This window comes from Streptomyces sp. NPDC051286, assembly GCF_044455345.1.
Lineage (GTDB): Bacteria > Actinomycetota > Actinomycetes > Streptomycetales > Streptomycetaceae > Streptomyces.
Map to the genome: position 1 here is coordinate 459,063 of NZ_JBITER010000001.1, position 11,392 is coordinate 470,454.

Sequence of the window (11,392 nt, forward strand, 5' to 3'; positions counted from 1 at the left end):
CGGCTGCTGGAGGACGGAGCGGAGACCGGACGCGCCCGGCACCCGCCCCCCTCGGGGTCACCGGGCCCCTCACTGAGAGCCGCGGAAGCCGTCCCCCTCCACGATGAGCCCGGCGACGAGCGCCCCCGACATCCCGGCGTGCGCGAGCCCGCCGCCCGGGTGCGACCAGCCGCCCGCGAGGTAGAGCCCGGGCAACCGGGTGCGGTTGCTCGGATGCAGATACGCGCCCCCGGCCCCGGCCAGCGCGGGCGCGGGCACCGAACCGCCCTCGGCGCCGGTGTCGGCCGCGCTCTCCACGGGCGTCCGCACCTTGGTGTGGAGCACCCGCTCCCGTATCCCGGGAACGGCTGCGCCGGCCGCCTCGATCAGCGTGGCGGCGTACCGCTCGCGCAGCGCACCGTCCGTCCAGTCCACCGCGCCGTGTGGGGCGACCGTCGCCGTGAGCGTCACTGCCTCGTGCGCGTCGTCGGGGCGGGTCGTGGGGTCGTCGGGGCGGATCACCGTCACCGTGGGACCTGCGGCGAGCCGGCCGCCGAACACCGCCTCGCGCTCCGCCGCGCCGTCCGCGCCGTGCACCACCGTCCGGTGCACCGCGTCCGTGGGCCGGGCGCCGCGCAGCGACAGCAGGACCTGGAACCGGCCCGGCGCCGCCGTCCCGCCGCCCGGGCGTGGCTGAGCCGTCACATCATCGCTCTGCCAGAGCCTCTGACCCGGTATCAGACCCGGGTGCGGCCAGGCGCCCAGCACCACATGGTCGGCCTCCATGACCGTGCCCGCGGCCAGCTCGACGCCCGCTGCCCGGCCGCCCCTCTCCACGACCCGGGCCACCTCGGTGCTGAAGACGAACTCCACCTTCCGGGCCAGGCACCGCTCGTACACCGCCTGCGCCAGCGCCCGGATTCCGCCCGCCACGTACCAGCTGCCGAACGTCTCCTCCATGTACGGCAGAAGGGCCGCGCTCGCCGGCGCGCGCAGCGGATCGAGGCCGTACGACAACGCGTATCCGTCGAGGAGAGCGGCCAGCCGGGGGTCCGTCAGCTCCCAGGAGCCGACCTCCGCGACCGTGCCCGCCAGACGGGCCGAGCGCAGCAGCCGGCGCTGCCGGAGTGCCGGGTACGGATCGCGGCCCAGCACCTTCCAGTCGGGGCGCAACGGCTCCTCGAGCAGCGGCCGCCGGGACCGGTCCCAGGCATCGCGGGCCCGGTCCAGGAACCCGCCCCAGCTGCCGCCCGCACCGGCCCCCAGCGCACTGTCCAGGGCGGCGACCACCCCGGCGCGCGAGGCGTTCGGCAGCGAGACCGCCGTGCCGTCGGCGAAGAGATGGCGGCTCGCCGGATCGACCTGCGTCATCGTGACGCACCGCTCCAGCGGCTCCTTGCCGGTCTTCACGAACAGGTCGCGGTAGACGGCCGGCAGATGCAGCAGCGAGGGGCCGGTGTCGAACACGAAGCCGTCGTGGGCATACTGGCCGACCGAGCCGCCGAAGGTCTCCGACCGCTCGTACACCGTCACCCGGTTGCCTGCCACGGCCAGCCGGGCGGCCGCCGCCATCGCGCCCATCCCGGCGCCGATCACCGCAATACGTGCCATGTCAGTGACCTTAGCGGCCGGTACCGACAGCTCAGCCGGAAGGCCAGTGCGAACGAGGCTCCGATCCCGTCCCGGCCAGGTGTTTCCCCTCCCGCCGCTGCGCTCTGCGGCGCAGGAACCGGCGGATGCGGGAGGCCAGGAAGATCAGTATCACCAGACCGAGGAGGAGCAGGGTCGCGGCGATGACCGCCGCCGCCACCGGATGGAATATCGCGAACGTGATGATCCCGGCGACGCCGAGGTCCTCGGCCGTGCTCACCGCGATATTGCTGAACGGCTCGGGGGAGGTGTTCACCGCCATCCTGGTGCCCGCCTTGACCAGATGGCTCATCAGCGCCGTGGAACCGCCGACGGCCCCGGCCGCGAGCTCCGGCAGCGAACCGCTCTCTCCGGCCAGCAGCGCTGCCACGACGGCCCCGGCGACCGGCCTGACGACGGTGTGTACCGAGTCCCAGACCGAGTCCACGTACGGGATCCTGTCCGCGACCGTCTCGCACAGGAAGAGCACGGCGGCCACCACGAGCACATCGGTGCGCTGCAGCGACGCGGGCACCTCGTCGCTGACTCCGGTCGCGCCGAAGATGCCGAGCAACAGGACCACCGCATAGGCGTTGATCCCGCTCGCCCAGCCACTTGTGAACACCAGGGGGAGTACGGACACGGACGCGATCGTAACCAGGAGCGTGCCGCTCCGGGTGGGGTCCGGTGCACAGCTCTGAGTATCCGTACCTAGTCGGCGAGATGAGTAGGTACGCGGATGGGCTCCCACCTGTGCAGACGGAAGAGTGGGGAGCACGGAAGGGGCGCAGCGCCGGTACCGCCGACACGGGGCGGCGGAACGGGTGCCGCACTCCTTCCGGAGCGGGGGCGCACGGGGTGCGCAACGGAGGGCCGCAGACCGCGGGGGAAGGCTCTTCGGCAGTACAGGAAGCGCCGGGGGGGGGGGGGGGGGGGGGGGGGGGGGGGGGGGGCCCGCGGGCCGGCCGGGGGGGGGGGGGGGGGCCGCGGGGGGGGGGGGGGCGCCCCGCGCCCCCCCCCCGGCCCCCCCCCCCCGGCCCCCCGCCCCCCCCCCCCCCGCCGCGCGCCCCCGCCCCCCCCCCCCCCCCCCCCCCCCCCCCCGCCGCTTTCGCGTGTGCGGACATCGCCGCGGGGAGGGTGTGTCAGCGCCCGCTGACCCGGCCGTGCAGCAGTAGCGACAGCGCCGAGTGCACATCGTCCATGGGCCGCTCCGGCTGGAAAGCCTTCCAGTCCAGGGCCGCCACCAGGACCATGCCGACCAGCGCGGCCGCGGTCAGCGGGATGTCGATCTCCTGGCTGAGCTCACCGTTGGCGACGCCCTCGCGCAGCACGTCCTCGACCACGGCGACCGCCTCCTGACGTACCACCAGGAGGGTCGCCTGCCAGGCACGGTTGGTACGCCACAACTCGGCGACGTACAGCTGGGTGAAGGCCGGATAGCGGTCGATGAAGGTCAGACCGGCCCTGATCATCGCGTCCAGGGCATCGACCCGGGTGCCGCCGCGCGCCGCCGTCTCCTCGGCCGCGGACCGCAGCGAAGCGGTCAGCAGTCCGACGCCGTGCCGCAGCAGTTCCTCGAAGAGTTCGGTCTTGCTCTTGAAGTTGTAGTAGACCGTGCCCTTGGCGACCCCGGCGCGCTCGGCGATCTCGTCGACCGTGGTCGTCGAGAAGCCTTTCTCGGCGATGAGAGTGACGGCCGCCTCGTAGAGCTTCTGCCGGGTGGCCTGGCGGCGCGTGCTGCTACTGCTTTCCATGCGCTCGATTCTCACAGGTCCGGGCGCGCTCACAGGCTCAGCTCCGGATGCAGCCGGTCCAGCGTCCACACCTGCTTGCGCCGGGCGGAAACCGCGGTCAGGGCCAGCGCCCCCGCAGTGAACGCCAGCAGCACGACGCAGTCCTGCCAGACCGGGCCCAGCCCGCCGCCCGTGATCAGCCGGCGCAGGCTCTCGACGATGTAACTCATCGGCAGGTACGGGTGGATCGCAGCGAAGAAGCCGGGGCTGGTCTGGACGGGGTACGTGCCCCCGGCCGAGGTCAGCTGCAGCATCAGCACCGCGAGCACGAGGATCCGCCCCGCCGCACCGAACCGGGCGTTCAGCCACTGCACGATCGCACCGAAGCAGCAGGTCACGAGGGCGAGGAAGCCGATCGTCCCGGCGGCATGGGCCATCTGCAGCCCCAGCCCCCAGTGCAGTACGGACATCAGGGCGGCCACCTGCAGCAGACCGATCGCGGCCACCGGCAGCCATCCGGCGAAGGCAATGCGCCAGGCGGAGGCCCCCGCGGCGAGCGCCCGCCGGTTGAGCGGCTGGATCAGCATGTAGGCCACCATCGCGCCGACCCAGAGGGAGAGCGGAATGAAGTAGGGCGCGAATCCGGTGCCGTAGTTGGCGGCCTTGTGCATGGACTGGGAGGCGAGCTTGACCGGATCGGCCATGACGTCGGTGCGCCGGTCACGGTCCTGCTTGTCGTAGTCCGGGATCTTGCCGGCCCCGTCGTTCAGTCCCTGGGCGAGCGTGGCGGAGCCGTCGCTCAGCCGGATCAGCCCGCCGTCCAGGTCGGTTGCGCCGGTCTTCAGCCTGCCGACGGCGGTGTTCAGATCGGCAGACCCGGTCTTGGCCGTGGCGAGACCTGTGTGCAGTTCGTCCGCGCCGCTGGCGACCTTGTGGGCGCCGGTGTTGAGTGCGTTGATCTTCGCGACGGCGGACTTCAGGTCCTCGTCCAGGTGCGGGGAGCGCTCGGCGAGGGCGTCAGCCTGCTTCTGCAGAGTGGTGAGCTGCCCGCGCAGCTTCTTCAGGTCTCCGGTCTGGTCCTTCGCCAGGACGTTCACATCGTCGGCGACTTTCGCGACATCGGCGGCCGCTGTCGTGGCGCGCTTCAGCGGGGGACAGGCGGTGGGATCGGGGGGCAGCTGCTCCGTGCAGCGGGTGCGGTAGACGTCGGCCAGATCGTCGGAGGCCTTGTGGGCGGCGGTCGCCGCGGTGGGCGCCGCCTTCACCAGCACGTCGAGGTTGTCCCGTACGGTCTGCGAGGAATCGGCGACCAGCCGGGCGGTGTCACCGATCGACTTGCCGTTGTCCTTCAGGAACGGGCGGACGTCGGCAGCCACGCCGTCGACCTTGTCGGCGAGGAGCTGGGTGCCCTCGGCGACCTGCCGGGAGCCGGTTTTGAGGTCTCCCGCGCCCTTGTTCAGTTTGACGATCCCGCTCTCCAGGTGCCCGCTGCCCGCCTTGGCGCCCTTCAGCCCGTCCGCGAGGTCCTTCGAGCCCTTCTTGGCCTTGCTGATGCCGCCCTTCAGATCGTCGGCGCCCTTGGCCGCCTCGGCCGTCGCGTCGTGGAGGTCGGAGAAGGAGATGAAGATCTGGTCCAGGAATTCACGCGAGGCGTTGGTCGAGGCGGCGGTGCGGACCTCGGAGAACACCGTCCGGGAGATCTGCCCGACGATGTAGTTGTTGGCGTCGTTCGTCCGGACCTGGAGAGCGCCGGTCTCGGGGGAGTCACCCGAACTGGACGCGATCCGCTTGCTGAAATCCGACGGCATGGTCAGCGAGAGGTAGTACGTACCGTCCTCGACGCCCCGGCCGGCCTCGGCGGAGCTCACCTCGTGCCACTCGAAGACCTTGGAGTCGAGCAGCTCGGCGGTGATCTCGTCACCCGCCTCGATGCGCTTGCCGGCCGCGGTGGCGCCCGTGTCGTTGTTGACCAGCGCGACGGGGATCTTGTCGAGGCGGCTGTACGGGTCCCAGAAGGACCACAGGTACAGGGCGCCGTAGAGCAGGGGCAGCAGCACGAGCGCGACGAGTGCGGCGCGGGGCAGCTTCCCCCTGCCGAAACGCTTCAGCTCAAGCGCGGCAAGTCTCGGCGATCGCATCGGCCGTCCCTTCCTCGGTCGCCGTCGCCGCAGGGGCGTCGGTGGTCTCTGTGGTGTCGGTGGTGTCCGTGGCCCCGGCGCTGTCCGTACGCACGGTGATCGCGCCCTCGGGAGCCTGGCTGCAGACGGCGATCACGGTCGTCCCGCCGGCGGCGACGGAGCGCAGCATTTTCCAGGCCTCGGCGCGTTCGGCGTCGGAGAGCTTGAGATCGGTGTCGTCCACGGCGAGCAGCCGCGGGTGGCCGATCAGCGCGAGGGCGACGGACAGCCGCAGCGCCTCCAGCCGTTCCAGATCGCGTACGGAGGTCCGCTCGGCCTTGGGCAGGGTCGTGGGGTCGAGTCCGGCGGCGTCCAGCGCGGCGTCGATCCGGGCCCGGGCCGTGGCGGCGCGCTCGGCGCGCGGGCGGAGCAGGGCGCGCAGCGAGCCGTCGAAGCGGCGCTGCAGGAGGGCCCGCTCGCACAGGTGCTCGGAGACGGTGAGCGCCTGGTCGAGCTCGCTGACCCCGGGGACCGGGCCGAGGGCGCTGATCCTGCGTACGGCGGCCATCTGGCGCGGCAGGCGCAGACCGCCGATCTCCGCACGGCCCTCGGAGGGGCGCATCCGGCCGGTGAGGGCGAGCAGCAGACAGGTGCGGCCGGAGCCGGACGGGCCCTCGATCGCGACCAGTGCGCCGGGCCCGGCGTCGATCCGCACGCTCCGGAAGGCCCAGCCGCGCGGTCCTTTGAGCCCGAAGTCCTTGGCGGTGACAGCTGCCCCGTGCGGGCTGTCCACAGACTCTCCTCTTTTAGACTGACCGGTCAGTGCAAAAAAATAGCCCGAACTTGCGATCGAAGCAAAAGTGCAGGTCAGGGGCCAATTAGGGCCGATTGTCAGTGGTGACCCCCACGATGGATACACACGGCCACGGAGCCGTCACACGACGACAGGAGGTTCGTCATGGCCAACTCGTCCGCAGCAGCCGCCTCTCGGCGCCGCGCAGGCGGCCCTGCCCCCTCACCGACCGGCCCCGCCCCGTCCTCCCCATCGAGCGGTCCGGCGAACGACGTCCACCCCGTGCTGCGCCGCGCCACGGCGCCGCCCGCAGCCCTCGATCTGCTCACCCAGGCCCGCATCGGCCTCGACGAGGCCGCCGTGCTCACCGTGCCGAACGAGCGCTATGCCACGGCCCACCTCGCGGCCCTGCGCACTGCTGCCGCCGTGCTCGCCGCTCGGGGACGGCCCGAGACCACCAGGCGGCGGCGGGAAAGGATCCGCAGCGCCTGGGAGGTCCTCCCGGAGATCGCCCCGGAGCTCACCGAATGGAGCGCCCTGTTCGCCTCGGGGGCCCGCCGCCGGGCCCGCGCGGAAGCGGGCATACCGGGGGCGGCCAGCAGCCGTGACGCCGACGATCTGCTGCGCGACGCGGCCATGTTCCTGCGCCTCGTCGAGCGGCTGCTGGTGCTCCAGCCGACACTCCCACAGGCCCGGAGGGAGCGGCCCGACGCGGGATGACGGCGGCGGTGGCCCGAGGCAATAGGGTGGACAGCACCTGCATCACCTGCACTGTTCACGCTCCGCCGTCAGCGGCGGCACCGTGCCGAGGAGTCATCTGCCGTGTCGGACCAGCTGCGCCCCCGCGCCTCCCTCCGTACCGCCGTGGTCTGGGAGGTCCTGAAGGACGCCCTCGACCGCCAGGTCAAGGCGACCGGCCGGGACGCCCTGGACGTCCTGGACACCGGCGGCGGCACCGGCAACTTCGCCGTGCCGGTCGCCCGGCTCGGCCACAAGGTCACCGTCGTCGACCCCAGCCCCAACGCGCTCTTCGCGCTGGAGCGCCGCGCCGCCGAGGCCGGGGTCGCCGACCGTGTCCGCGGCGTCCAGGGCGACATCCTCGGTCTGTTCGAGGTGGTCGAGCGCGGTGGATACGACGCGGTGCTCTGCCATGGAGTCCTGGAGTACGTCGACGACCCCGCCGAGGGAGTACGGAACGCGGTCGACGCGCTCCGCCGGTCCGGTGCGCTCAGCCTGCTCGCCGCCGGACTCGGCGGCGCCGTGCTGGCCCGGGCGCTCGCCGGACATTTCACCGAGGCCCGGCGGGCGCTCACCGACCCGGCGGGCCGCTGGGGCGAGGGCGACCCGGTGCCCCGGCGGTACACCGCGGAGCAGCTCACCGAGCTGGTCTCCGCAGCGGGCGTCGAGGTCGGCGCGGTCCACGGTGTCCGGGTCTTCGCCGACCTCGTACCGGGCGTCCTGGTGGACACCGAACCCGGTGCGATGGATGCACTGCTCAAGCTGGAGAGCGCCGTCGCGGAACTGCCGGCCTTCCAGTCGGTCGCGACCCAGCTGCACGTTCTGGGCACCAAGGGTGCCTGAGAGCCTGTCGGGCGACCTCTGATCGGGCGGACGTCACCCGGCAGACTCCGAGGGGCGGCCGCAGCGCGGCTGATCAGCAACGCAGCCGCAGACGGAGTACGCCCCAGGACGCCCGATCGGGGGCCGCGCCACGTATGATCGGGGGACACCATCCGGCATGACGGATCGGAGGTTGGGGAATCTACGCCTCAACAGCTGAGCCGTCGTGGCGGCCCGGACTGGCTGATTGGCGATGCGGGCGGGTTTCACGGGGGTGATTCCCTGCCTATCCTGGAAGGGCCGCATACCGGCCGCCCCCCGCGGCCGACGACGAGGAGGACTCCGTGCCGCTCTCGGAGCACGAGCAGCGAATGCTCGAGCAGATGGAGCGAGCGCTGTACGCCGAAGATCCCAAGTTCGCGACAGCGCTCGAGGGAAGCGGGCTGCGTACATACACCCGACGACGGGTCTACCAGGCGGTCGCAGGCTTCCTGGTGGGTATCGCGCTCCTCATGGCCGGAATGGTCGCCCAGCAGATCTGGATCAGCGTGGTGGGATTCCTCGTCATGCTGGGCTGCGCGGTCCTTGCGGTCACTGGGTGGCGCAAGGCGCCCAAGCCCGGCGAGCAACAGGCAGCCGGCGGCGGGAGCGAGCGCCGACGGCCCAAGCAACGCCGAACGGTGATGAACCGGATCGAGCAGCGGTGGCAGCGACGCCGCGACGAGCAGGGCCAGTAACGCTTCGGAACACCGATGGGTGAGGGGGCGGCCGCAGAAATGCGGCCGCCCCCTCACCCATGTCCGCACCAGTTCCGTGACCGCTCACGGGGTGTCCTCGAACGCCGCACGGCCCGCGGTCGCCGGACGGGCTTGGGTAATCGAGCCCGTCGAAGGGAGCCCCCCTCATGCCCTGAGGCCCTTGAGGCTAACGGCCTGGTGCACGATAGAGAGTGGATCAGCGAGCGGCGTCATGCGGCTTCGGCTCCAAGGCGGAGGAGGGAGGCGACGCGAAGGGGGTCCCCCCATGCCTGAGGGCTCTGGGGGAGTCGTCGACTGACGACAACGCCGGAGGCGGAGTCGCATGACGCCGGGAGCCCGCTCGCTATCGTGCACCAGGCCGTAAGGGGGGCTCCAGGGCACGGCGCAGCCAGAGGCCGCGCGCCATGCCTCAGCTCTGCTGCCGGGACGGCCACCGCGGCCAACCGCCCCACCGCGCAGCCCACCTGCCGGCGACAGCCGATCGGCGTTCCGCGAGCGCGTCCATCACCCGAATGGCCGATCGCGGTGCCATGACCGCCCGGATCCGGGTGAAGCGGTCGGCGGAGATCCGCAAGCTGTTCCGCACCGCCTCCACGTCCTCGGTGAGCCCGGCGCCCGCCCGGGGCTGCGGGGCGTAGAGCACCTGCTCCACCGCCCCCGCCACCCGGTGCACCGCGGCCGCCGCCTCCGTGTCGAGCTGTCCCAGCCGGACCACCCGGGCCGCAGTCTTCCGCGGGGTCTGTGAGTCGTCCGGTTCGACGCCGTGGTCCCACGCCGAATCGATGATCTCCAGCCAGGCCGCCAGCGTTCTGGCCGTCACATCGGCCGGCGTGCGCCCGGCGGACGACGCCAGCCTCCGCTTACGCACCCGTACCCGCCACAGCATCGGCAGCAATGGCAGCGTGACGACCACCAGCGCGGCCAGAGCCACCCAGGCAACGGTGTTCGTCGGGGTCCCCGAGTCCGTGGGACCCGCGGCGGTCGACGCCGCCGCGTTGCCGCAATCGCCCTGCTTGCGCAGCTGCGCCGGGCAGCTCTCCGAGGCGGACGGTGCGGCGGTCGGCGCCGCCGAGGCGCCCTGCTCCGGCAGACTCGGGTCGGCCGCGCTGCCCGCAGGAGCGTCCTGACGGGTATAGCCGGGCGCGTTGCCACGCGTTGGGGTCGGTTCGAACCGGGTCCATCCGACACCCTCGAAATACAGCTCGGGCCAGGCGTGCGCATCGCGCAGCCCCACCGACACCGCGCCGTTCGACTGCACCGTGCCGGGAGTGAAGCCCACCGCGACGCGGGCCGGAATGCCCAGCGTCCGCGCCATCGCAGCCATCGTGAACGAGAAGTGGACGCAGAAGCCCCTCTTCGCCTTCAGGAACCGGCCGATCGCGGCCGAGCCGCTGCCGGAGGTCACCGTGGTGTCGTAGCTGAAGCCGCCCTCCGAGGCGAAGTAGTTCTGCAGCTTGACCGCTCGCTCGTAGTTGTTGGCGGCGCCCTTCGTCAGCCGGTCCGCCGTCTTCTTGACCACTTCCGGCAGCGAGCCCGGCACCTTGGTGTACTCCCGCAGCACCTCGGAGGGTGCGTCGGGAGCCGCGGCGAGCTGGTCCGCGGTCGGCTCCACGACGAGGCTCGACACCTCGTAACGCGCGCCGCCGGTCGTCTGGCCGCGGTCGCCCACGAGGGTGCGCCCCGCGGGTTCGTACCGCCAGTGCCCGCCGATCTCCACCTCGGTCGCGGGGTAGGGGAGCGGCAGATAGCTCTGCTGGTAGGAGCGGGAGGAAGAGATGTTCGACCGGATCTCCGTGACAGCGACATCCGGACTCAGGCCGTCCGGCCCCGGGATCCGCTTCGGCACGTCCGTCAGGCCGCGCCGGGAGGCCCGCCACTCGCTCCCGTTGAACTGGTCCAGGGCCAGGATCCGCAGATAGAAGTCCTGCGGGTTCCGGGAGTTGGTGCGGTACGACATCACCTCCCGGTTTTCCGGCTGGTTCAGATTGTTCTGCAGCGAGACCAGCGGGTTCACCGCTGAGATCGTGCCGCCGCCGCCACCCTTGCCGTTCCCGCTGCCGGTCCCCGCGAGGAACCCGCCGTCGAGAGCGGGCAGGGCCGCCGGTACGGCCAGTGCGATGCCCAGCGCCAGTGCACCGATCCGCCGCCCGGTGCGGACCGGGGCGAGCGCCCGGCCGCCCCACACGTCGAGGCCGGCCGCCGCGCCGCTCGGTGACCGTCCCGCGCCACCGAAGACCCGTCCCCACTGGGAGATCCGGTCCCGGCCCTCGGCCAGCAGGAGCAGCAGATAGCCGCAGGCGGCGAGCAGGAACCAGAGCCAGCCCGCGCCGCCGCCGCCGGACAGCCCCGCGGCGACCGAGTAGAGCGCCAGGAGCGGCAGCCCGGCCGGGGCCGCGCTGCGAAACGTCACCGCGAGGGTGTCCACGGCCAGACCGATCAGCAGTACACCGCCGACCAGCATCAGCCGGATGCCCGCCGTCGCGGGCGCCGGGATGGCGTACTGCCCCACATCGTCCGCGCCCGCCCGCAGCAGGTCCGCCAGGTGCCGTACGGCCTCGGGGCCCGGCAGGAAGCCGACCACGGCCTGCTCCCGTGCGAACACCGTGGTCAGCAGCACCAGGGTGACCAGGAACTGTGCCGTGACGATCAGCAGCCGCGGGAGCGGCACCCGGCGGGCGAGCACGCCCACCCCGCTCTGGAACGCCAGCATGACCGCGGCCTGCAGGATCCATCCGGTCGGGTCGACCAGCGGCAGCATCGAACCCGCCGCCAACAGCGTCGCCGCAAAGGCGCACAGCGCCAGCCGACCGCGACCGCTCATGA

Annotated in this window: 9 protein-coding genes; 3 read left to right on the forward strand and 6 right to left on the reverse strand. The window is 72.4% G+C overall.

Annotated elements, in window-relative coordinates; genetic code table 11:
• Window positions 1-69: 69 nt before the first annotated feature.
• From ACIBB8_RS02100 to ACIBB8_RS02120, 5 genes are all read right to left on the reverse strand, one after another.
• Window positions 70-1,590, reverse strand: a complete 1,521-nt coding sequence (locus tag ACIBB8_RS02100) for a phytoene desaturase family protein (protein ID WP_398948463.1) — start codon at window positions 1,588-1,590, stop codon at window positions 70-72.
• A 31-nt stretch (window positions 1,591-1,621) separates the two neighbouring features.
• Complete coding sequence (locus ACIBB8_RS02105) at window positions 1,622-2,251, reverse strand: DUF4126 domain-containing protein (RefSeq protein ID WP_398948464.1); 630 nt, start codon at window positions 2,249-2,251, stop codon at window positions 1,622-1,624.
• 499 nt (window positions 2,252-2,750) lie between these two features.
• A complete protein-coding gene (locus tag ACIBB8_RS02110) occupies window positions 2,751-3,362 on the reverse strand; it encodes a TetR/AcrR family transcriptional regulator (RefSeq protein WP_398948465.1) in 612 nt (203 codons plus the stop codon).
• Window positions 3,363-3,391: 29 nt separating this feature from the next.
• Complete coding sequence (locus ACIBB8_RS02115; protein ID WP_398948466.1) at window positions 3,392-5,479, reverse strand: YhgE/Pip family protein; 2,088 nt, start codon at window positions 5,477-5,479, stop codon at window positions 3,392-3,394.
• The gene (locus ACIBB8_RS02120) at window positions 5,451-6,251 is read right to left on the reverse strand and encodes an ATP-binding cassette domain-containing protein (RefSeq protein WP_398948467.1); all 801 of its coding nucleotides are present in this window, start codon (window positions 6,249-6,251) and stop codon (window positions 5,451-5,453) included. Before ACIBB8_RS02120 ends, ACIBB8_RS02115 begins: the two co-directional genes overlap by 29 nt.
• A 165-nt stretch (window positions 6,252-6,416) precedes the next feature.
• Here ACIBB8_RS02120 and ACIBB8_RS02125 point away from each other — a divergent pair, with 165 nt between their 5' ends.
• From ACIBB8_RS02125 to ACIBB8_RS02135, 3 genes are all read left to right on the forward strand, one after another.
• Window positions 6,417-6,971, forward strand: a complete 555-nt coding sequence (locus ACIBB8_RS02125; RefSeq protein WP_398948468.1) for an SAV_6107 family HEPN domain-containing protein — start codon at window positions 6,417-6,419, stop codon at window positions 6,969-6,971.
• A gap of 102 nt (window positions 6,972-7,073) precedes the next feature.
• Window positions 7,074-7,832, forward strand: coding sequence for a methyltransferase (locus ACIBB8_RS02130; RefSeq protein ID WP_366692380.1), 759 nt, complete (start codon window positions 7,074-7,076; stop codon window positions 7,830-7,832).
• A gap of 323 nt (window positions 7,833-8,155) precedes the next feature.
• Window positions 8,156-8,548 carry a DUF3040 domain-containing protein gene (locus ACIBB8_RS02135; protein ID WP_398948469.1) on the forward strand — a complete coding sequence of 131 codons (393 nt, stop codon included), beginning with the start codon at window positions 8,156-8,158 and terminating at the stop codon, window positions 8,546-8,548.
• A 430-nt stretch (window positions 8,549-8,978) separates the two neighbouring features.
• Here the strand turns inward: ACIBB8_RS02135 and ACIBB8_RS02140 are convergent, their stop codons facing one another.
• The gene (locus ACIBB8_RS02140) at window positions 8,979-11,390 is read right to left on the reverse strand and encodes a DUF3488 and DUF4129 domain-containing transglutaminase family protein (RefSeq protein WP_398948470.1); all 2,412 of its coding nucleotides are present in this window, start codon (window positions 11,388-11,390) and stop codon (window positions 8,979-8,981) included.
• Window positions 11,391-11,392 lie beyond the last annotated feature (2 nt).

Coding starts and splice junctions, on each gene's coding strand:
- ACIBB8_RS02125 (WP_398948468.1), top strand. CDS start 6,417: ATGGCCAACTCGTCCGCAGCAGCCGCCTCTCGGCGCCGCGCAGGCGGC.
- ACIBB8_RS02140 (WP_398948470.1), bottom strand. CDS start 11,390: ATGAGCGGTCGCGGTCGGCTGGCGCTGTGCGCCTTTGCGGCGACGCTG.
- ACIBB8_RS02100 (WP_398948463.1), bottom strand. CDS start 1,590: ATGGCACGTATTGCGGTGATCGGCGCCGGGATGGGCGCGATGGCGGCG.
- ACIBB8_RS02115 (WP_398948466.1), bottom strand. CDS start 5,479: ATGCGATCGCCGAGACTTGCCGCGCTTGAGCTGAAGCGTTTCGGCAGG.
- ACIBB8_RS02110 (WP_398948465.1), bottom strand. CDS start 3,362: ATGGAAAGCAGTAGCAGCACGCGCCGCCAGGCCACCCGGCAGAAGCTC.